The 21800-nt window shown below is 56.9% G+C and carries 19 protein-coding genes; 13 read left to right on the forward strand and 6 right to left on the reverse strand.

From position 1 onward, the window contains the following. Window positions 1–4: 4 nt before the first annotated feature. Together groL and groES are read right to left on the reverse strand one after the other, a co-directional pair. The gene (gene groL, locus IB213_RS01305; RefSeq protein ID WP_192405141.1) at window positions 5–1654 is read right to left on the reverse strand and encodes a chaperonin GroEL; all 1650 of its coding nucleotides are present in this window, start codon (window positions 1652–1654) and stop codon (window positions 5–7) included. A 96-nt stretch (window positions 1655–1750) separates the two neighbouring features. After that, window positions 1751–2041, reverse strand: a complete 291-nt coding sequence (gene groES, locus IB213_RS01310; RefSeq protein ID WP_191722549.1) for a co-chaperone GroES — start codon at window positions 2039–2041, stop codon at window positions 1751–1753. Between the two features lie 378 nt (window positions 2042–2419). On the opposite strand from groES, the gene IB213_RS01315 reads away from it, so the two are divergent. Next, window positions 2420–2869, forward strand: coding sequence for a carboxymuconolactone decarboxylase family protein (locus tag IB213_RS01315; protein ID WP_192405599.1), 450 nt, complete (start codon window positions 2420–2422; stop codon window positions 2867–2869). Window positions 2870–3258: 389 nt separating this feature from the next. After that, window positions 3259–3627 carry a DUF1428 domain-containing protein gene (locus IB213_RS01320; RefSeq protein WP_191722550.1) on the forward strand — a complete coding sequence of 123 codons (369 nt, stop codon included), beginning with the start codon at window positions 3259–3261 and terminating at the stop codon, window positions 3625–3627. Window positions 3628–3861: 234 nt separating this feature from the next. Here IB213_RS01320 and IB213_RS01325 read toward each other — a convergent pair whose 3' ends face one another. After that, a complete protein-coding gene (locus IB213_RS01325) occupies window positions 3862–5361 on the reverse strand; it encodes a PLP-dependent aminotransferase family protein (RefSeq protein ID WP_192405142.1) in 1500 nt (499 codons plus the stop codon). Between the two features lie 108 nt (window positions 5362–5469). Here IB213_RS01325 and IB213_RS01330 point away from each other — a divergent pair, with 108 nt between their 5' ends. Both IB213_RS01330 and IB213_RS01335 read left to right on the forward strand, forming a co-directional pair. Next, complete coding sequence (locus tag IB213_RS01330) at window positions 5470–6711, forward strand: benzoate/H(+) symporter BenE family transporter (protein WP_192405143.1); 1242 nt, start codon at window positions 5470–5472, stop codon at window positions 6709–6711. Continuing rightward, window positions 6711–7502, forward strand: coding sequence for a YggS family pyridoxal phosphate-dependent enzyme (locus IB213_RS01335; protein ID WP_192405144.1), 792 nt, complete (start codon window positions 6711–6713; stop codon window positions 7500–7502). Before IB213_RS01330 ends, IB213_RS01335 begins: the two co-directional genes overlap by 1 nt. A gap of 120 nt (window positions 7503–7622) precedes the next feature. On the opposite strand, the gene IB213_RS01340 is transcribed toward IB213_RS01335, so the two are convergent. Next, a complete protein-coding gene (locus IB213_RS01340) occupies window positions 7623–8429 on the reverse strand; it encodes an IclR family transcriptional regulator (RefSeq protein WP_225560913.1) in 807 nt (268 codons plus the stop codon). A gap of 376 nt (window positions 8430–8805) precedes the next feature. Between IB213_RS01340 and IB213_RS01345 the strand changes: the two genes are divergently transcribed. From IB213_RS01345 to IB213_RS01385, 9 genes are all read left to right on the forward strand, one after another. Beyond that, window positions 8806–9369: a fimbrial protein gene (locus IB213_RS01345; protein ID WP_225560914.1), complete on the forward strand. Its 564-nt coding sequence runs from the start codon at window positions 8806–8808 to the stop codon at window positions 9367–9369. A 45-nt stretch (window positions 9370–9414) separates the two neighbouring features. After that, window positions 9415–10137, forward strand: coding sequence for a molecular chaperone (locus IB213_RS01350; protein ID WP_191722555.1), 723 nt, complete (start codon window positions 9415–9417; stop codon window positions 10135–10137). A gap of 154 nt (window positions 10138–10291) precedes the next feature. Continuing rightward, window positions 10292–12757, forward strand: a complete 2466-nt coding sequence (locus IB213_RS01355) for a fimbria/pilus outer membrane usher protein (protein ID WP_192405145.1) — start codon at window positions 10292–10294, stop codon at window positions 12755–12757. Then, complete coding sequence (locus tag IB213_RS01360; protein ID WP_192405146.1) at window positions 12754–13737, forward strand: fimbrial protein; 984 nt, start codon at window positions 12754–12756, stop codon at window positions 13735–13737. The genes IB213_RS01355 and IB213_RS01360 overlap by 4 nt, the downstream gene beginning before the upstream one ends. Window positions 13738–13861: 124 nt before the next feature. Then, complete coding sequence (locus IB213_RS01365; protein WP_192405147.1) at window positions 13862–14023, forward strand: hypothetical protein; 162 nt, start codon at window positions 13862–13864, stop codon at window positions 14021–14023. A gap of 139 nt (window positions 14024–14162) precedes the next feature. Next, window positions 14163–14363 carry a hypothetical protein gene (locus tag IB213_RS01370; protein WP_192405148.1) on the forward strand — a complete coding sequence of 67 codons (201 nt, stop codon included), beginning with the start codon at window positions 14163–14165 and terminating at the stop codon, window positions 14361–14363. 124 nt (window positions 14364–14487) lie between these two features. Continuing rightward, entirely contained in the window at window positions 14488–15105 is a 618-nt protein-coding gene (locus IB213_RS01375) for a response regulator transcription factor (RefSeq protein ID WP_191722559.1), read from the forward strand. Between the two features lie 15 nt (window positions 15106–15120). After that, the gene (locus IB213_RS01380; RefSeq protein WP_192405149.1) at window positions 15121–18306 is read left to right on the forward strand and encodes a transporter substrate-binding domain-containing protein; all 3186 of its coding nucleotides are present in this window, start codon (window positions 15121–15123) and stop codon (window positions 18304–18306) included. Between the two features lie 126 nt (window positions 18307–18432). After that, complete coding sequence (locus IB213_RS01385; protein WP_192405150.1) at window positions 18433–19308, forward strand: EAL domain-containing protein; 876 nt, start codon at window positions 18433–18435, stop codon at window positions 19306–19308. Between the two features lie 570 nt (window positions 19309–19878). Here IB213_RS01385 and IB213_RS01390 read toward each other — a convergent pair. Continuing rightward, a complete protein-coding gene (locus tag IB213_RS01390; RefSeq protein WP_192405151.1) occupies window positions 19879–20904 on the reverse strand; it encodes a serine/threonine protein kinase in 1026 nt (341 codons plus the stop codon). 204 nt (window positions 20905–21108) lie between these two features. Beyond that, on the reverse strand, window positions 21109–21729 hold the full coding sequence (locus IB213_RS01395) for a metalloregulator ArsR/SmtB family transcription factor (RefSeq protein WP_225560915.1): 621 nt from the start codon (window positions 21727–21729) through the stop codon (window positions 21109–21111). Window positions 21730–21800 lie beyond the last annotated feature (71 nt).

The following is a 21800-nucleotide window of genomic DNA, read 5'->3' on the forward strand; positions in this document are numbered from 1 at the left end:
GCAATTACATGCCCATGCCGCCCATGCCACCCATGCCGCCCATGCCACCCATGTCAGGGGCGCCAGCGCCTTCAGCCTTGGGGGCTTCGGCAACCATGCACTCGGTGGTCAGCAGCAGCGAAGCCACGGAAGCAGCGTTCTGCAGTGCAGTACGGGTCACCTTGGTTGGGTCCAGGATACCCATTTCCAGCATGTCACCGTAAGTGTCGTTGGCCGCGTTAAAGCCGAAGTTGCCCTGGCCCTTCAGCACAGCGTCCACCACCACCGATGGCTCGCCACCGGCGTTGGCCACGATTTCGCGCAGAGGCGCTTCGATGGCCTTCAGCACCAGCTTGATACCAGCATCCTGCTCGGCGTTGTCGCCCTTCAGGTCGCCAATAGCTTGCTTGGCGCGCAGGAATGCCACGCCACCGCCTGCCACGATGCCTTCTTCCACAGCAGCGCGGGTTGCGTGCAGGGCGTCTTCCACGCGGGCCTTCTTTTCCTTCATCTCGACTTCGGTCGCAGCGCCAACCTTGATCACTGCAACACCGCCAGCCAGCTTGGCCACGCGCTCTTGCAGTTTTTCACGGTCGTAGTCGCTGGTCGCTTCTTCGATTTGCAGGCGGATTTGCTTGACGCGAGTTTCGATTTCGTCAGCTTGGCCAGCACCGTCGATGATGGTGGTGTTTTCCTTGCCGATTTCAACGCGCTGAGCTTGGCCCAGGTCTTCCAAAGTGACCTTGTCCAGAGTCAGGCCCACTTCTTCAGCGATAACCTTGCCACCGGTCAGGATAGCGATGTCTTCCAGCATGGCCTTGCGGCGATCGCCAAAGCCAGGAGCCTTCACAGCCACAACCTTCAGAATGCCGCGGATGGTGTTGACCACCAGCGTTGCCAGGGCTTCGCCTTCGACGTCTTCTGCAATGATCAGCAGAGGACGGCCAGCCTTGGCCACTTGCTCCAGAGTAGGCAGCAGGTCACGGATGTTGCTGATCTTCTTGTCAAACAGCAGCACGAAGGGGTTGTCCAGAACAGCAGATTGCTTTTCTGGGTTGTTGATGAAGTAAGGCGACAGGTAGCCACGGTCGAACTGCATGCCTTCAACGACATCCAGCTCGTTGTCCAGGCTCTTGCCTTCTTCCACAGTGATCACGCCTTCCTTGCCAACCTTGTCCATCGCGTCAGCAATGATCTTGCCGATGGATTCGTCGGAGTTCGCGGAGATCGAACCAACCTGAGCGATTTCCTTGGAAGTGGTCGTGGCTTTGGACTGGGTCTTCAGCTGTTCCACCAGAGCGGCCACAGCTTTGTCGATACCGCGCTTGAGGTCCATGGGGTTCAGACCAGCGGCAACGTACTTGCTGCCTTCGCGCACGATGGCCTGGGCCAGCACGGTAGCAGTTGTCGTACCGTCACCAGCGATATCGTTGGTCTTGGAGGCCACTTCCTTGACGAGCTGAGCGCCCATGTTCTGCAGCTTGTCCTTCAGCTCGATTTCCTTGGCCACGGACACACCGTCCTTGGTCACGGTAGGGGCGCCGAACGAACGCTCCAGTACAACGTTGCGGCCTTTAGGGCCCAGAGTCACCTTGACTGCGTTGGCCAGAATGTTCACGCCTTCAACCATGCGAGCGCGGGCTTCACCACCAAATACTACGTCTTTTGCTGCCATTTTTGGCTCCTACAAATTGGGTTCAATTTAACCGCAAGTTCTTGTAAATAAAGAGCTTGCAGCTATGAATTTGAAAGTTGGAAAGAAGCGAGAAAATTACTTCTCAACAACTGCAAACAAGTCGTCTTCCTTCATCACCAGCAGCTCGTCGCCGTTGACCTTCACGGTCTGGCCGCTGTACTTGCCGAACAGAACGCGGTCACCGACCTTCACGTTCAGAGCGATTTGCTCGCCCTTGTCGTTACGCTTGCCAGGGCCCACAGCCAGCACTTCGCCTTGATCAGGCTTTTCAGCAGCGTTGTCAGGGATATAGATGCCCGAAGCGGTCTTGGTTTCGTTCTCAAGGCGCTTGACGATTACGCGGTCGTGCAAAGGACGCAGGTTCATAACATCTCCTAGATATCAATCAACAAGGTGAATAGATCTAAAACCCTGCCAAGGCAGGATTGGTTCTAACTGGTGAGGAGTTGGTGCTGTTAGCACTCAACACCATCGAGTGCTAATAATAAGGGAAAAATTTTTGCTTTCAAGGGGTAGGCCTTCACACAAAGTTGTAACTGCGCAGTTGCTGCCCTGAGGCTGAGCACCAGACAGTGGCTGCCGTGCAGTTGAAGGGTTGGTGAAAGTTCGCTATCACTCGCAATGGACAGGTGCTGTCGACCCACGGCACTCTTCACTCCAATGGGCCCATGCAACAACATGGACTAATTTTTGTGATCAGTCAGGAGTTTTTCCTTGGCTTATCTTGTCTTGATAGGAGTAAATATGACAGCAAGAATTGACTACAACACTGTTGCACCAGGCGCATCTGCTGCGCTGGCCGGTGTCTATGGCTATGTGATGAAAAGCGGCTTACCGCCCGAGTTGGTGGAATTGGTCTATCTACGAGTCTCGCAAATCAACAACTGCGCCTTTTGCCTGGACATGCATACCCGCGACTTGCTCGCTAAGGGGGTGAAGGTCGAGAAGCTGGCATTGGTTCAGGCGTGGAGAGAAGCAGGTAAGCTTTTTGATATCCGTGAGAGAGCCGCCCTTGCATGGGCTGAATCAGTGACCAAGGTTGGCCAGACAGGGGTGCCCGATGAAGACTACTCACAGGCTAAAGCTGTTTTTACCGAAAAAGAGCTGGTTGATTTGACCGTGGCTATTAGCCTTATGAACGCTTACAACCGGATGGCTATTAGTTTTCGCAACACTCCAAAAGCTGCCGAATAGCCTTGAATCTGCCGTAGAGGCAGCTGCAGGTGCAATGGCTGCACATGGCTGAAAGCTCCCTGTTCGTTCTTGTCACAGATAGCAGCCATTCGGGTCGTGTGAGCAATTGCAACGGCCTTGGTTGCGATGCGCGCCGAACTCACACAGGCGCCAGAAGCGGCAGGCAAGTACACCTGATTTTGTGCTCGCAAGCAGCGTTGCCGTAGTGGTTAAAACTCGCGCGCTAGTTCTCGCGAACCATCTGTAAAGGCCATGCTTGCGTGGATTGCATGAGCGTGACTTGGGCGCTTAAACGGTCTACGCTGTGCGCAGCGCAGCAGCTGATCGAGCGGGCATTGGGTGGCGGCGCTTTATCAATCTCAACCCGCCAACTTAGCAGGAGTGAAAACATGTCATATATCGACGGGTTTGTGATTGCCGTTCCCACGGCCAACAAAGAAAAGTTCATTGAGCATGCTCGCAAACTGGATCCGATATTCCTCGAGCTGGGCGCACTGCGTGTGATTGAGGGCTGGGGCGATGATGTGCCCGATGGCAAAGTCACTGACTTCAGGCGCTCAGTTCAAGCTACTGCTGAGGAGACGGTGGCTTTTTCGTGGATCGAATGGCCGGACAAGGCAACTCGCGATGCTGCCATGAAAAAAATGATGGAAGACCCCCGGATGGATCCCTCTTCTCCGGGTAATCCTCCCATGCCCTTTGATGGCAAGCGCATGATCTTCGGAGGGTTCGAGCAGGTGGTCGAGATAAAGGCCTGAGGTCTGCGCAGGGCTGGTAGCAGTCCATCACCGAGCTGTTCAGCCTGCCCAGAGTGCTGATTGTGGCCGTCCAGCCAAAGAGTCCTCCATCACAGCGCATGAAGTGCTGCCGCCCCTTATGCGGTTTTTCAGTGCAACGCCCCAAAGCAGTCTTGTCAACACAAGCAAGTGTCATGGCTTGCCACCCACTTTCAGCTCCTGCATTGCCAGTAGGTGCCAACGGGGGCTAGGGGTCTAGGGGCACAACTTGAGCAGCACGTTCGCCAGCTTCTTTACTGCGATTTCTAGCTCGTGTGGTGCATGGGCGGCAAACCCCATGAGAAAGCCCGCTTGGTGCCGGCTCGATGCGTGCAGCGCTGTCAGGCCCAGTAAGTCGATACCAGCCCGATGTGCGGCCTCCACCGCCTCTCGCTCGGGAATGTCGCGGATGAATACGCAGGGCATCTGCATGCCCCCTGACGGCACATGTGGTTCCACAAAATCTGCCAGATGCTCGCCAATCAGCCTTGCCAGCACATCGCGGCGCTCGGCATAAACGGCGCGCATGGTGCGCACGTGGGCACCAAAGTGGCCGCCTTCAATGAAGCGTGCCAGTGTCAGTTGCGGAATCGGTGCGCTGTGTCCATCCAGCAGCGTGCGGGCCACCGTCATGGGCGCGACCAGCGACGGTGGCAGCACCATATAACCGATGCGCAGCCCGGGAAACAGTGATTTGGTGAAGGTGCCAATGTAGATGGTCCGGTCATGCGGATCGAGACCCTGCACGCAGGCGGTGGGTTTGCCCGCGTAGTGAAATTCGCTGTCATAGTCGTCTTCGATGATCCAGCTGTGGTGCTGCCTGGCCCATTCGATGATGGCCAGCCGCCGGTCCAGCGACAGTGTTGCCCCGGTGGGGAACTGGTGCGACGGCGTCAGGAATACAGCGCGGGCCGCCTCACCAAGCTCTTGCGTCGCCTCAAGCAGATGCTCCACCTGCAGGCCATCGGCATCCAGTGGCACCGGCACGCATTGCAGTCCGGCGGCATCGAACGCTTTGCGTGCGCCGTGGTAGACAGGGTCTTCAATGAAGATGCGCTCGCCTGCATCCAGCAGCACGCTGGCGCACAGGCTCAAAGCCTGCTGTGAGCTGGTCAGCACCAGCACGCGCTCGGCTGTGGCACATGCCCCCCGCTCTAGATTGACGTAATCGGCAATGGCCTGGCGCAGTGGCTCCATTCCCTGCGGCGGGCTGTGCAGCAGCGCTTGCGTGCCGTATTCCTTGAGCACCTGCCGCTCCAGCCGCTCCCAGGTAGAGAGCGGGAAATTGCGTGTCTCGGGCACACCGGGCGCGAACGGGCGCGGCGCCAGAAAGTCACGCACGCCCCCATCCTGAAACATGGCCTGGCCGCGCTGGCTCAGGCGCGGCGTCTCCTTGTGGCCCACATCCATGTTCCTGCGCTTGCCACGTCCCGGCAGGCGTTGCACCCGCTCCGATACGAAACTGCCGCTGCCCACACGCCGCTCGATGAAGCCTTCCGCGTGCAACTGGCTATAGGCCGACTCGACCGTATCGCGCGAAACCTCCAGCGACTTTGCCAGCGCGCGTGATGCGGGCAATGGTCTTCCCACATCCAGCGCACCGTCGAGGATTAACTGGCGAATGGCACGTTGCACACGCGCATGCAGTGGCAAAGCGCCGTGTGCAGGGTCGCCCATCCAGGCTTTGACGGATTCAAGTTGCGCGTGTTTGAACAATTGGCCGGTATCTCATTAAAAAAATGGCGGGGAACATCAGGCCATTTTAAAACTACAAATGCATTTCCCCATCCACTCAGCACACGCTTTCACAGCCACCGTCAGGCCATGCCATCTGCTTCTTTACCTTCGTCGTTTCGCTGGAACGATTTCACCCATCCCGTCGTGGCGGGCCTGATCTCAGTCATCGTCAACTACGGTGGTACTTTCATTTTGGTGTTCCAGGCAGCCAAGGTGGCCGGCCTCAGCGCGGAGCTGACGGCATCGTGGGTGTGGTCAGTTTCCATTGGTGTGGGGGTAACGGGGATCATTCTGAGCTGGATGTCTCGCGAGCCGATCATCACCGCCTGGTCCACACCAGCGGCGGCATTTCTGGTCACAGCACTGGCGAGCGTGCCTTACGCACAAGCGGTTGGTGCCTATCTGATCTGCGGGGCCGCCTTCGTGGTGCTGGGCCTGTCAGGCTGGTTTGACCGGGTCATTCGCCTGATACCGCCGGGCGTGGCGGCGGGGCTGCTGGCAGGTATCTTGCTGCAATTCGGAATCAAAGCCTTCGGCGGCATGAGCCTGGAGCCGCTGCTGGCCGGGCTGTTAATTGTTGCCTATGTGGTGCTCAAACGCTTTTGCGCACGCTATGCGGTGGTGGGTATTTTGTTGCTGGGGCTGGTTTTCCTGCTGGTTCAAGAGCGTATCGATCTGTCGGGGCTGTCACTGACGCTGGCCGCACCGGTCTTCACCATGCCCGCGTTTTCTGTCAACGCACTGCTGAGTGTGGCGTTGCCGCTGTTTCTCATCACCCTGACGGGCCAGTACATGCCCGGCATGCTGGTGCTGCGCAACGATGGCTTTCAAACCAGTGCCAACCCCATCGTCGCCATGACCGGACTTGGCTCCTTGCTGATGGCTCCATTCGGTTCGCACGCCTTCAACATTGCCGCCATCACCGCTGCCATCTGCACTGGCCCGCAGGCGCATGAAGACCCATCCAAGCGGTGGATTGCCGGCATTGCCGCAGGCATTTTCTACACCCTGATAGGCGTGTTTGGCGTGACACTGGCGGCTGTTTTCATGGCCTTTCCTGCAACCTTCATCACCACGCTGGCGGGTCTGGCGCTGCTGGGCACCATCGGTGCCAGCCTTGCCAGCGCGATGGCTGATCCCAAGACACGCGAGGCCTCACTGATCACCTTTCTGGCTGCTGCTGCCAACATCACCTTGCTAGGCATTGGCGGGGCGTTCTGGGGCCTGGTCATCGGGCTGGTTGCACATGCAGTGCTCAATGGCCGGTTGCCGCACAGAGCTTCGACAGCTGTCATTTCCCCGGCGCCAGCCGGCAAGAGAGTGGGATGATGTTCATGCCTTCTGACACACAGCTACAGCATGGCCACTACCCCGAGGCCACCACGGTCGAAGATTTGCAACGCAATCTGGCGGCAGTGCGCACGCGCATCGAGGAAGCCTGCCGCCGCTGTGACCGCGATCCTGCAACCGTGCGCCTGCTGCCGGTCAGCAAGACCAAGCCCGAAGCAAGCCTGCGGCTGGCCTACGCTGCCGGTTGCCGATTGCTGGGTGAAAACAAGGTGCAAGAGGCGCACCGCAAATACGAAGCCATGCAGGATCTGCACGATCTGCAATGGTCGGTCATTGGCCACTTGCAAACCAACAAAGCCAAACTGGTGGCGCGGTTTGCAACCGAGTTTCAGGCGCTGGACAGCCTGCGCGTTGCCCAAGCGCTGGATCGCCGCCTGCAGGTCGAAGGCCGTTCGCTGGACGTGTTCGTGCAGGTCAATACCTCGGGCGAAGCCAGCAAGTACGGTGTGGCTCCTGAGAATGCGCTGGCCTTCATGCAGGCGCTGCCTGCGTTCTCTGCGCTGCGCGTGCGCGGGCTGATGACGCTGGCGGTGTTCTCCAGCGAGGCTGAGCGCGTGCGCCAGTGCTTCGTGCTGCTGCGCAAGCTGCGCGACCAATTGCAGCAGAGCACGCACCCCTGCATCGGGCTGCAAGAACTGTCCATGGGCATGTCCGGTGATTTCGAGATCGCCATCGAGGAAGGCGCTACGGTGGTGCGCGTTGGTCAGGCCATCTTTGGTGCTCGCCCTGTACCGGACAGCCACTACTGGCCCCATGACCCCCATGCATAGCACCTGCAGCTGCTCGCCAGCATCTTGAATTGGGGCACCTGCTCAGGTCTTGTCTCTAGCACAAGCGTTTGATTTGCGTGCCTGTGCCAGCCCTTCTGAGGGAAGAGGGCGCAGCCATCATCACGGGTGCCAGTAGCTTTCTCGGACTAGAGGTGCTGCTGTGCCCGTATTTCCAGCCAGTGCATAGGACAGCTGGTTGGCTGCAGCAATCACCGTTTTGGCCATTTCTTCCAATTTTTGCTGAGGCAGGCGTGAAGCAGGGCCAGACACGCACACGGAGCCTAGAAGCCGCCAGTGCTTGCCAAAAACGGGTGCAGAAATGGTGGCCACGCCTTGCTCGCGTTCTCCGATAGACCAGTGAAAACCACGCTGGCGTATGGCTTCGTATAACTCCCCGGGCGCTCCAGAAAAAGCAAGTATCACGCGCCCTGGAGAGCCTTTGTCCAGCGGCAGGCCTTCACCCATGCGTGCGTGATGGCGCAGCGCTTGTGGCCCTTCTACACGCACAAGACAGGTTCTCACATTGCCTTCTCTGACGTAGAAGGCAGCACTTTCTCCGCTGGCCAGAGTGAGGGCGCGCAGTGCAGGTTCAAGCACGTTTTGCACGTCAAAACCTGCCTGGTATCGCGCTCCCAGCCAGCCTGTTGCGGGGCCCAGACGCCAGTCACCGTCTTCGCGCTGAACCAGATATCCAGACTGCGCAAGCGTGCGTGCAATGCGCAGTGCAGTGGTCTTGTGCAATTGGCAGCGCCGGCTGAGCTCGGCCAGCGTCAGATGCGACTCTCCCAACGCAAAAGCATCCAGCACCTTCATCGCCCGGATGACCGCAATAACGCTGCCCGTTGATGGGATTGCGCCCTCAGGCTCAGCACCAGAGTCTGGGGCGTTGACTTCTTGTACCTGCGCGCAGGCTGTATTGGATTTCATCTCAGAACGTAATGGCAAGTTGCGGTCGGAAGGGTTGCCCATGCTGTATTTGTTTCGTTGTGCGAAATTTCATTGTAACTCTCGAAAATATTTCTTTAAATACAGTGCCGCTTGACTTAAGACTACGCAGTAAAACAAATAATGCTTGATTAATTATTGATGAAAGTCTTTATTATTTATTGCTTAAAGTTGAATAGATAATATATTGGCTCCTGAATTATCAAGTGACTGAATCTGAGGATGCGCTCATTGCATTTATTTCGTGTATTGGAGAAGAGTCTTATTTGTTATCAAAAAAATTCTTGTTCATTTATTTTCTATTATTTATAGAATTTCCACTCGCTAATAACGGCGAACAGTATGGAAGTTCTAAATTATGAAAAAATTGAAGACCATTATTGCGGCCTGCGCAGCTTGCGCATTGACCAGTACCGCAATGGCTGCTGATGGCACCATTAACTTCACCGGTGAAATCACCTCCGCTTCGTGCGTGGTAACAGGCGGGGCTGGCACCGATGTCAATGGCAAGAACATCAACGTGCCGCTGGGCAAGGTCAGTGCCAGCAGTATTACCAATGCTGGTACCGGCAATATGGTTGCCGGTGCGTCGATTAACTTGTCACTCGATTGCACTGCAGCCGGCGTGACTAAAGTTAAGTTCAAATTTGATCCCATGTCCGGCTCGGGTATCGATGCGATCAATAACAGCCTTCTGAAAACTGACGGTGTGGCACGAGGCGTAGGTATTGGGCTGTACGACGAATCGAACCAGCTCATTAATCTGTCTGCCAACCAGGCATATGTTGCAGAACTGACGGATGCCGGCGCTGGCAACTTTACTGCCGAGTTGCGCATGCGTGCTTCGTATGTTGCTAACGGTGCGACCCTGGTGGTTGGCACAGCCAACGGCACTTTGCCTTTCTCCATGACGTACGAATAAATTGTGCCGGGGGGGGGTTATGCCCCCAGTTTCAGCGAGCCGTTAATGAAAATAAAATTATTTTTACGCGTATATCTGGTACTGGTATTTTCGACGTACACAGCAATAGGCGTGGCTGGCATCCAGATTGGCGGAACAAGAGTTATTTTTCCCGCCACGCAGCAGGAGGCCACGCTTCAGGTACGCAATGAAGGCGTCAACGACATCATGATTCAGTCCTGGATTGAGGCGATGCCCAGTCAGGCTGAGAGCGATGTCCCGTTTGCCATCACACCATCGCTGGCTCGCCTGGGCCACCGCAAAGAGCAGACGCTGCGCATCTTCTATCAGGGCGTGGGTCTGCCGCAGGACCGCGAGTCAGTGGTGTGGCTGAGCGTTCAAGAAATTCCCCAGGTCAGCGAGTTTGAGAACAGTCTGCAGATCGCTATCCGGCAGCGGTTAAAGCTGTTTTATCGCCCCAAGGATCTGCCGGGCACAGCCGATGCTGCTGCGCGCAACCTGACATGGCGCATCGAGAAAACCTCGGGCTCTCCTGTGCTGCTGGCCAGCAATGACTCTGCGTTCCATGTCTCGTTCGCCAAGGTGAGCATCGTCGTGGACCAGAAAGAGTATGGGGTGGAGCCTTCCATGGTTGCGCCTCAGGGCACCGAGCGCATGGCGTTCACCCTGCCGCTACCCGCCACGTTCAGCGGCGATGCACAAGTGCGCTGGGAATCTATCAATGACTACGGGGGGCTGGTCAAGCACCAGGCCTCGCTGCGTCTGTGACGCGGTATTGGCCCAGTTTTTTTCATTCACTCACTTGATGCGGCTACTACCTCTGCGCAGAACGTGCCTTTCACGTGGGCTCCAACTGCGTTGCATACAGATGAAAAAAATCAAAGAAAAGCACAGAAGGCAGCGCATCTGGATGCAGGCAGGCATGCCACTGCCTTGCCTGGCAGTGGCATGCCTGATGAGTGTGTCGCCCGCAAACGCCATCCAGTTCAACCCCATGTTCCTCAAAGACAAGGGGGCCAATGTTGATCTGCGCTTCTTTGAAAAGTCCAACGGCATGGTGCCCGGTAGCTACCGCGTCGATCTCTATCTGAATCAGCGCCTGGAACGCCGCCAGAGCATGGACTTCGTTGCACAGGGAGCGCGCTCAGAGGTGCAGCCGGTGATCCGTATTGGCCTGTTGCGCGAAATGGGGGTGGACATTGAGCGGCTGCAAAAAGAAGGCATCGTGTCTGAAAGTGGCGGTGACGATGAGGCCGTCACATTGGGGCGCATTGAGGGCTCTGCCGTTGAGATGGATGTCTCCAAGCTCGCTCTTTTTCTCAGTGTTCCTCAGGCATACATCAGCCGTAACTCGCGTGATTACGTGGACCCTTCACTTTGGGACGCAGGTGTGCCTGCGGCCTTTACGAACTACCAGTGGACGATGAGCCGCAACAGCGGTGGCAACTTTCGCAGTGACTACGCTCACCTGGGATTGCGCAATGGCTTAAACCTTGGCCAATGGCGTCTGCGCAACGATTCATCGCTGAGCCAGAGCACGGGGACAAAGCGTCTTTTTTCCAGCAACCGCAGCTACGTGGAGCGTGATGTCACTTCGCTCAAAGGTCGCTTTGCCATTGGCCAGCTTTATACGAACAGCGATATTTTTGAAAGCAGCCGCTTTCGCGGTGTGCAGCTAGGTTCGGACATTGGCATGCTGCCTGATGACCTGGCCGGTTACGCACCAGTGGTGCATGGCATTGCCGAAACGCACGCCACGGTTGAAGTGCGCCAGAACGGCTACGTCATCTATTCCACCACCGTGTCTCCGGGCGCTTTCGAGATTCGCGATCTGTACCCCGGCGGCTCCAATGGCGATCTGGAGATAACGATCGTTGAATCGGATGGCCGCAAGCGCACATTCACACAAGCCTATTCCCACCTGCCGGTGATGGTGCGCCGGGGTGCCTTTCGATACAGCCTGTCGGTGGGGGAGTACGACTCCGATGGCCTGAAGGCGCCCCGTCTGCTGCAGGCAACCGCGGTTTATGGTGCCACCAACAATCTGACGGTCTCAGGGGGTTTTTTAAGCGCCAACGGCTATCGCGCAATCAACCTGGGGCTGGGTTTGAACAGTGCACTGGGTGGTGTGTCGCTGGACGTTACCAACAGCCAGTCTCGCAGCCGTTATGGCAACACCACGACGGGCCAGAGTACGCGCCTGCTCTACTCCAAAACGCTCTCTCGCACCAGCACAGCCTTCACCATGGCGGGCTACCTTTACTCCACCGTGGGTTATCGCACGGTGCGTGAACATATTCAGGAGCGCAGCGGCTCTGATCTGTACCCATTCGTCAACGGCCGGCCCAAGAAACGCATCAACCTGAACCTGAACCAGCCTCTGGGTAGCTATGGCTCGGTATATGCCAGCATGAGTGAAACCAGCTACCGCGACCGTGCGGGCAGTGCACAAAGCATGCAACTGGGCTACAGCGGCAACTTTCGCAACATCAGCTACAGCATCTCAGCATCGCGCACGAGAAATACCAATTCCCTGCGCAAGCCAGAAAACCAGCTTGCCGTTTCAGTGAGCATTCCGCTGGGCTCGCGCTCGCAGCGGCTGCACAGCCAGATGACCCACTCGAGCGATGGCAGCAACACCGTACAGGCTGGGGTATCGGGCTACCTGGACGATGACAGCAGGCTGTCTTACTTCGCGCAAGCGGGCTCGGCTGACAGCCAGCACTCGGGCAGCCTTGGCGTGCTGTGGGATGCATCTGCGGCCAAGCTGGCGGGCAACTACTCGCAATCTGGTGCATCGCGCCACGTTGATGCGTCCGCCTCTGGCTCGGTGGTTGCGCATGCGGGGGGCGTCACCTTTGGTCAGCCGGTGGGAGAAACTTTTGTGCTGGTGGAAGTGCCCGGAGTAGAGGGGGTGAGCGTGAACGGAGCGCTCACTCATACGAACAAGGCGGGCTATGCCATTGAGAGTTATGTGCAGCCCTATCGCTACAACAGCATTGGCATTGACACGCTGACGCTGGGTGCCGACGTGGATGTGCGTGAAACATCGCAGTACGTTGTGCCGCGGCGCGGTGCCGTGGTCAAGGCCAGCTTTGACGCATCCTCGGGCCGGCGTGTGCAGTTTGTTCTGACCACAAGCGATGGCGAAAAACTGCCTTTTGGTGCCCGCGTAGAGGATGACGCGGGCAGCGTGCTGGCGGTGATTGACCACCAGTCCCGCGCCCTGGTATTTGGCATCAAGGATGACGGCTGGGTGACTGTGCGCTGGGGCGGGGGAGTCTGTTCAGCCCCCTACACCTTGCCAGCCAAGGACAGTGCCCTGACCTACGACCGAGTAAACGTTACCTGCGGCACAGCCCAGACTGAGCACGGAGCCACCCTGTGATTAAAAAACTTCTTCTTGCCGCAGTAACGGTGTTCATGGCCCTGAGCGCCAGCGCTCAAAACAGGAACCAGTGTTATTGGCTCGAGCAACCGGCAGCTTCACGCCCTGACACTGCCTCTCGCACCACCAACTTTGAGTTCCTTTCAACACAAGAGCTCAAGCTGGCTCCCATTGGTCGATCGATGGGGAGCTTTCAGTTGAACTACGCCCTCAGGGGCTTAAGAATGGTTAAGTGCCCGGATTTGAAGGTGCCGACAGTGCACACATCGTATTGGCTGGAGGGCGCCACGCTGGTGCCAGGCTACAGCGATGTCTACAGCACCAATGTGCCCGGCGTAGGGTTCAGGCTCAAGGAGAGAAGCTACTACAAGGAAACGGTGCCTTTCAGCAGGAGCAGGCAAAACGCCGTAGCTCTGGCCTTTGGGCTCAGTGAGCTGGATGTGGAGTTCATTCGCACGGCATTCGAAATTAAAACGGGCACTGTCAATTTGAATTTCAGGGTCTTTGCCAGATACGATGATTGGACGGCTGTGACCTTTTATGCCAACAGCAGTGTTGTGCTGACCACCAAGGAGTATTTCACGGGTTGCGCGGGCGCCAAGACCATCAATTTCCCACTGGGCAAGGTCAATGCGGCGGATTTGCCGCTGCGCAAAACACGCCGCTTAAATCTGGAGGTGGTATGTACCGGGTTGCCTGCCGGCTCCAAGTTGCCAGTCATGGTTTATTTTGAGGGCAGCTTCAATGGTCCGGGCAGGCTCAGCCTTACGCCGGGCGGTGCAACAGGTGTTGAAATTGCCTTGAGCCGGGATGGCGCAAAACTGCCCGGGAGTGCAGTTGATATGGACTGGATGCGCTCGGAGTCTGGTGGAGAGCGCTACAGACTGCCCATGGATGTGGGCTATGAGCGTATCGGTAACAGCACAGTCAAGGCTGGCCAAGCCAATGGCACGATGAACTACGTGATTGACTACAACTGAGTTCCAAGGGCCGAGTGATTGGTGCTTAAGTTGTTTTAATAGCTTTAAAGGCTTACCCATAAAGGTTTTTAGATATAAAACTATCTGAAAACCTTTGTTTGTAAGCGATGGAAGCTATTGTTTTATGCTGATGAACATGGCATTGCAACAGCCCAAGCGCGGACCACGTTACCCGGTGAACCCAATGCTTGTGATGAAGGCGATGGTTGTAATGGCGGCGGCAGATGTGATCGGCGGGCGGCAGGCAACCGCAGCTGGTGCACGCAATGCGGGTGGGGCCAGATAAAGCAAGGGTGTGCTCGCTGCTCACCACCTTGGCCCTTCAGCGTTCGCGTGCGTGCAGAGGGCGTGTTCGCAGCAAGGCTGGCGCGGTTACTGCAGCACCGGCCTTGAATGGCATCAGGGGTGGCTGCGTTTGCCTGCGCATGGGTCTGCGCTTGTTTGTGCAGAAAAAATTCAATGTCTACAGGCTGCTGGGCGGGCTCATCAACCCGTTGCCGGGGCAGGCGCTGCGCCATGAATTGGCTGATAAAAATAGGCGCGCTGCTGCGCCTGCAAATGTTAGCAAAGGTCATCAAAAGTCAATTGCCACAGGCAATCGAGTGCAACCTTTAGAGATGGAGTAACCTCTAAAAGCTTGGACTTACTCACTCGGTACCGGCACGCCTATTGGGGGAGTAGGTCACAGAAAAGCCTAATTACCCCTGCCGCTTGAGCAAAAGCGGTACTTCTTAAGGTTGCGATGGCCCCATGCGAAAGAAAGTCCTGATCGTTGATGATCATCCATTGATTTGCGAGGCCATACGCCAAGCTTTGCTGCCCATTGGCTTTGAGGCCGTTGGTGAAACCGCCGACGGCATTGATGCTTTGCGCATGATTGAGTCGCTAATGCCAGATATCGTCATTTTGGATATCGGGCTGGAAAAGCTTGATGGGCTGACCGTGCTCAAGCGCATTACCCGAGAGAAGCTCGACGTCCGGGTGCTTGTGTTCACGTCGCAGTCCAAAGACAGTTATGCCACGCGGTGCCTGCAGGCCGGGGCAAGCGGTTTTGTCAGCAAGAGTGAACCTATCGACAAGCTGACCAAGGCCATCAAGACGATTGCGGATGGCTATGTTTTCTTTCCCAAAAGCGCCATGCCTTTGCTTGGCAAAGCGAAGGTGAGTGGGGGGCTAGACGATCTGACGGACAGGGAGCTGCAGATCCTGAAGCTGCTGGCTGAGGGCTTGTCCAATCGAGAAATCGCGCAGCGGCTGAGCTTGAGTAACAAGACGGTGAGTGGGCACAAGGTCAATATTCAGACCAAGCTCAGTGTTGCTTCAGTGATTGAACTGGGCGAAATCGCTCGGCAGCACCATCTGATCTGAGCTGAAAGTTCGCCAGTGAAGCGCCTGCTGTACATCGCCCTTTGTCTGCTGATCTGCAGCCGGGCTAGTTTTGCGGGCGAACACCTGCTCACGCCTGTGCCTCGGCAAGCGCTCAATGAGTTGAGGGCCACCCTGTCCAAGCCACAGCAGCAGTGGCTTGCGCACAAGCAATCGCTGGCAGTTGGTGTTCTCAACGATCCGTTGCCACCGTTTCGTATCTTCGCGCAGGGCCAGCGTCTGGAAGGCCTTGTGGCTGACTATGTATCTGCCTTGCAGCGCGAGCTGGGTGTGCCTGTGCAAGTGCATGCCTTTGATACCCGTGGCGAGATGTATGCCGCACTGCGCGAAGGCCGCATTGACATGGTCAGCAATGTCAATGCCTTGATGGCGCAAAGCAATGGCTGGGTGCTGAGTGCCCCCTATTCGCTGGCGCAGCTGGCACTATTTTCTGAGGGCGGAGACTTGCATGAGTACAGCACAACGGACGGCAAGACCCGCATTGCAGTAGCCAGCGGCATGATGCTGGAGCTGTTTGAAAGCATTGGCGGGCGTGGCCGTTTTCAGCAGTATCCGTCGGCTTTGCTGGCAATGGCCTCGGTGCTGAACGGTGAAAACGATGTGTTTTTAGGCGACACCGTCTCTACGGAGTACCTGTCTAGCCAGTTGTTCAGCAATCAGTTTGTGATCAACCAGAGCGCCAAGCTGCCTGAGGTGAAAGCCGGCTTTGGCATGCTGCCAGACAACACGGTGCTTGCAGGAATACTTCAGCAGGCTTTAGGTGGGCTGACCCGATGCCAGATGATCAGTGCGCAGCATCTGTGGGGTGGAACAGAAGAGTGCAGTGTCAGTGAATTTCGTCATCGCCTCAGCTCTGCAGAGCTCGACTGGCTGGAGCGCGCCGAGACGGTGGAGCTGGTGGTCAGCGAGGACCTGGCACCTTTCGCTTTCTTCAACAGTCGCGGGCGCCTCAATGGTATTGCGTCCGATGTACTGGACATCATCCGGCGCAAGACCGGATTGCGCTTCAAGATTCATCGCGTCAGCTCGCTCACAGAAGCGCACAGACTGCTCGATCACGGTCATGGAACGCTGAGCATCCTGCCCGATACAGCTTCAGCGTCGCTGCCTTATCTGCGTACGGAGCCGCTGTCGAGCACCCATTATTTGTTTGTGCAGCGCAAGGACTTTGTGCGCGACGATCAGGATGAAAAAAAAGGGACAACCGTAGCTATTGCCAAAGGCTATGTGGACCCCGAGCAGTTCAGGAGCCGGTATCCGCATCTGGTCTTTAAGGAAACCCAGACCATGGGGGAGGCCTTCAAGCTGGTGCGCGATGGCCGCGTGGATCAGGCGCTTGCACCCGCCAACATGGTGCGCTATTACCTGTCCTACAAGTACGAAAATAGCTTGAAGGCGGGAGACGTTCTCAGTGGTTTTGACGCAGGTATTGTGTTCGGCGCGCCGCAGGGTCAGGCAGCATTAATCTCTATCCTTGATAAGGCGCTGCTGGAGATTACGCCCCGGGAGTCACTGCAGATTATTGGCCGCTGGCGTGCCAATTCAGCCACTGATGACAAGTACTGGGAGGGCGTTGCATCCTACGTCTGGCGCATCTTTGAGGTGCTTGGTGTGCTGCTGCTGGTAGCGGGGGTGCTAATTGTTGCCCAGCGCAGGCGCATTCGCAGCAAACGCGAGGATCTGCAGCAGCGGCAGTTGCTGCTGGACGAGCTGCAGGTTGCCAAAGAGTCTGCAGACAAGGCCAGCAGTGCCAAGTCGGTGTTCCTTGCCACGATGAGCCATGAGATTCGCACCCCGCTCAATGCCATCATTGGCATGCTGGAGCTGGTGCTGACACGCAAGGGCGATGCACAGCAGAACCATCAGTTTGCGCACATCGCCTATGAGTCGGCAATAAGCCTGCTTGCGCTCATTGGCGACATTCTGGATATCTCGCGGATTGAAGCGGGCAAGCTGACCTTGGAGGTGGAGCCGATCCGGGTGAAAGATCTGCTGGAGTCTGTGGGCAATGTTTTCTCTGGCCTTGCGCGCCAGAAACAGTTGCGCCTGAACTTGAGCATTGATGCAGGCGCTGCAGAGCAGGTGTGGGGCGATGCGGTGAAGCTCAAGCAGATCGTCTCCAACCTGCTTGGCAATGCCATCAAATTTACGCAGCAAGGAAGTGTGGATCTGCGCTGCTCAGTGGAAGTAGCAGGCGACAGTGAATTGCGTTTTAACATCAGCGTCATCGATACCGGAGTGGGCATTCCCGCTGCGCAGCTGGAGCAAATCTTCAAACCTTTTCGCGGGGTGGATGGTGCGGTCAGCAACCCCAATGCTGGCGCAGGCCTTGGGCTGGCGATCAGTCAGGCGCTGTGCCTGCTGATGGGCAGCAAGCTGAATGTGCAAAGCGAGGTGGGCAGCGGCACGCGGATTGATTTTTCGGTCAAGCTGGCGCGGGTGATGGTGGATGTTGCGACGCAAAACAGCATCGAATCTTCTGCAAATACAGCAACAGTGCTGACGGTACTGATTGTGGAGGACCATCTGCCAAGCCAGTATTTACTGGTTCAGCAAATTGGCTACCTGGGTCACCGTACGCTGACCGCTTGCAATGGGCTGGAGGGGCTTGCTGTCTGGAGCAAGCATGACATCGACGTAGTGATTACCGACTGCAATATGCCGGAGATGGACGGCCTTGAGATGGCCCGTGCCATTCGCCGTCTGGAGCAGGGGCAGTCCATCAAACCCTGCTTGATCATCGGCCTTACCGCAGATGCGCAGCGCGAAGTGTTTCAGCGCTGTCTGTATGCCGGTATGGATCACGCGCTGGCCAAGCCTGCCAATCTGGCCGCGCTCAACCGCCTCATCCCCAAGCTGGAGACAGGGCAGTCGCAGGCTGTTGAAACTTCATTAATGGCCAATGACATTCAGGCTGCGATGGCCAAGCAGGTCATCACCAGTAATCAAAGTGAAGGCGATGCCTTGCGCCGTGCGCTCAATGAGCGCGACCTGCTTGCAGTGATGCGCATCGTGCACAAGCTCAAGGGGACTGCTTACCTGCTCAGTCATCAGGTACTGCTGGAGCAGTGCATGGAGCTTGAGGAGCTTGGTGGCGATGGATTTTCCATGGCCCTGAGTGACGCGGGTCAGGAATTACTTGAGACACTGGAGCAAATTAACCGTTTGCTGCAAGCTGGGTGAACTTTGTACCGAGAAGTTTCTTGGTGTTACTCAAGGTGTATCTTGGCAGGGGTGCAGACGGACCTTTGACCGCAAAGAAGCACATTCGCATACCCTTTCTGGATGACTTCAATAAGTGCTCCAGACATGCGGACTACATGCACCATTCAACAGTCGATCAGCGCTGAACCTTACCAAAGTGCACCGGCAACTTTATTTGGCTACACCCCGAATGTGCACGAGATTCTCAGAGGGTTGCGCTGTCACGAGTTTGTGGCTTACGTACAGCCAAAGTTTGAACTGGAAAGCAATGCGGTGCATTCTGTGGAAGTGCTTGCCCGCTGGGAGCATCCTCAGCGCGGTCTGCTAGCGCCTGCAGCATTCATACCGTTGATGGCCTTTGAAACACTGCTTTTGGATGAGCTGCTGTGCGATCTTCTGGACCAGGGTCTGGCCTGCCAGACCGAGCTGCACAGTCAGGGGCGAACGCTGGGTTTTTCTTTTAACCTCAGCATGCTTCAGCTGGCCAATGACGCATTGATTGGTCGCCTGATTGGCCGCCTGGGTGAGCACACATTGCCACTTTCCCTTGTGACTTTGGAGGTCACGGAAGATGCGCCCTCTGTTGCGAGTGCCGCCTGTTTTCAGAACGTGAGCCGGCTGCGCCGACTGGGTGTGCGCATGTCTTTAGATGATTACGGAACGGGCTATTCCTCTTTGCTGCGCCTGTGTCAGCTGCCCTTTGACGAGCTCAAGCTGGCCAGCCAGGTGACCTGGCATTCCATTGAGAACAGGCCGTATCGCAGCGTGATTGGCAATACCGTGGCCTTGGCGCAAGAGCTGCGAATGCAGTTGGTTGTGGAAGGCATCGAAACCGAAGGCCAGCGGGTGTGGCTCAAGCAGATGGGAGTGCAGCTTGGGCAGGGCTATTTGCATTCCCGACCCATGGCAGCAGATAGTTTTGCGGAGTGGCTGCGCGCCAACCCCTACGCAATTGCGACGCGAAGTTCTTTCAATAGTTAGCCAGGTCTTTCGAGGGAGGGAGGGAGGGAGGGAGGGAGGGAGGGAGGGAGGGAGGGGGGCAAAGGTCGAGTTGACCCAAAAATACGCAATGTAAACACCGTAGACAGGAGAGGCTGCGGTCGTTTGGGCAGTTCAACCCAGCAGCTAGGCCAGATCAGAGGGAGGCTGAGGCCAGCTGCATTTGTGTGGCTGCATAGCTGCAAGATAAGACTAATCAGGGGTGACTTGCTTGCGTGTCTGTACAGGTGCTTTGAGTTTTAGAATTATGCGCATTGCGCCCTCCTGCGTTGCGCATTCCTGCACTGTGCGACAGGTGCGTTATCGCAGGGTGGTTCATCAATGTGCTGAGTACGTTCTGAGCTGGCGCATCTGCGCGTTGTTTCTGGGCTCTAGTAAGCGCCTTCCCGCTCAGGCGGGAAGGCTTTTTTTATGAGCCGGATAAAAACGACAAAGGTAAATGCTCTGGCCTGGACGTTTGCAGGACAGGCCTGTTGAATGGGTCTTCGCATGGAGTGAGCAGCGGCTTGAGCGATGGGAGGCCTTGTGTCACCCGGTGGTTTTTAACGGTCTTCAGATATACAGAGGTTCGTCTTGCATGGCCTGCAGCTGCTCTTGCAGGGTGGCGGTTTGTTCGAGCCAATATGTTTCAGTCCCGAACCAGGGAAAGGCGCGCGGAAAAGCGGGATCGCTCCAGCGCTGGGCCAGCCATGCACTGTAGTGAATCAGGCGCAGTGTGCGAAGTGGCTCAATCAGTGCCAGCTCTCGCCGGTCAAACGCACGCATTTGTTCATAACCTTCTACCAAGGTCGAAAGTTGCTGGCTGCGCTGCATGCGATCGCCTGACAGCAGCATCCACAGGTCCTGCACGGCAGGGCCCATGCGTGCATCGTCAAGGTCCACAAAATGCGGGCCACCTCTGCCATCCGCATCTACGGGGGACCACAGAATGTTGCCCGGGTGGCAGTCACCATGCAGGCGAATGCTGCGGTAAGGGGTAGATTGCAGCGTGTGTGCAGCTTGCGCAAGGGCGGCTTCGCATGCCGGTTGCCAGCGCTGGCGCACATGAGGCGGCATGTCGGCATGTTGCAAGAGCCATTGCATGGGCTGCATACCCATGGTTTGCACGTCCAGCGGCGGGCGAGAGGTGAAACTTTTTTTCTCACCAGTCACATGCAAGCGGGCCAGAAAGCGGCCAATCCACTCCAGGGTGTCCCAGTCTTCCAGCTCGGGCGTTCGTCCACCGCGCCAAGGGCTGATGCTGAAAGCAAAACCTGCGTGGTGGTGCAGCGTGGCAGCCTGCAATGGCAGGGGGGCGATCACCGGCACTTCGGCCTGTTGCAGCTCTTTGGCAAACGCATGTTCTTCTTGAATCTGTGCGTCGCTCCAGCGGCCAGGTCGATAGAACTTTGCAACCACTTTGTCGCAGCCCTCTACCGGCTTGTCCAGACAAGCCTGGTACACACGGTTTTCGTAGGAGCCAAGCGCCTGCAAACGACCATCTGGCCACAAGCCTGCGGCATTGAGCGCGTCCAGCACGCAGTCGGGCGTCAGGGCGTCGTAGGGATGAGAGGCGTCAGCAGTTTGGGTGTAGCTCATGCGATCAGATTGTCGTGCGCCTTCAATGATGGACAAGCTCAGTACGTTTCAATCTGTATGCTGCGTCAGGTGATTGGCCCGCAGGCGATCCTGTGCCGGCACTCAGCGGTGCTCGATGTGAAGATCAAGCGTGCTGCAGACGCTACCCCGGCTGCGCAGTTGCGCCTTCAAAGCTGGAATGTCTCGTGGGTGCTCAGAGGGGGCTCAGAGGGTGCTGGCGGCACTGTGGGCGGGGCGTATCTGATAGACGCAGCGCTGGCCACCTTCCAGCAGGTATTCTCCACGCTCTACCGTAGCCAGGTGACCCACGACTTCCTGGAAGAGACCTTGTTCGGATCTGCAAAATCCACGGCAGCTCTGTGCTGCGGCACAGATCGGGCAGTGGTTTTCCACCAGAAGCCAGCCCTCGCCATGTGGCTCCACATGTGCCATGTAGCCTTCAAGGGTTCGAATTTTGGCCAGCTGCTCGAGCCGTTGCGGTAAATCTTGCGCCGTGCATGCCTGGGCGTAGCGTGTACGGGCATCGACTTCTCTGTCTGTAATGAGTTCATCAAGTCCGCGTTCACCAAACAATTTTCGGATGGAACCAATGAGCTGCACGGTCAGCTGGGCATGTGCATCGGGAAAGTAACGCTGCCCGGCTGGCGTCAAAGTCCATAACTGGCGGGGACGCCCGGCCCCCTTTGGTGGCTGCGTTGTGCCCTGTACCAGCTCTTGCTCCACCAGCTTGTTGATCTGCTGTCGCGCTGCTTCCGGGGTCATTTGCAGCGCCTTTGCCAAGGTGCTGGTGCTGACGGGTGCCAGGCGCTTCATCGTTTCGAGCATGCGCAAAGCAGAAGGTGCATCAGAAGAGGTGGCGTGTGATGGCATTTATTTATGCAAGTTATTGCTTTGTT

The organism is Comamonas sp. CMM02 (assembly GCF_014851485.1).
GTDB classification, from domain to species: Bacteria; Pseudomonadota; Gammaproteobacteria; order Burkholderiales; family Burkholderiaceae_C; genus Comamonas; species Comamonas avium.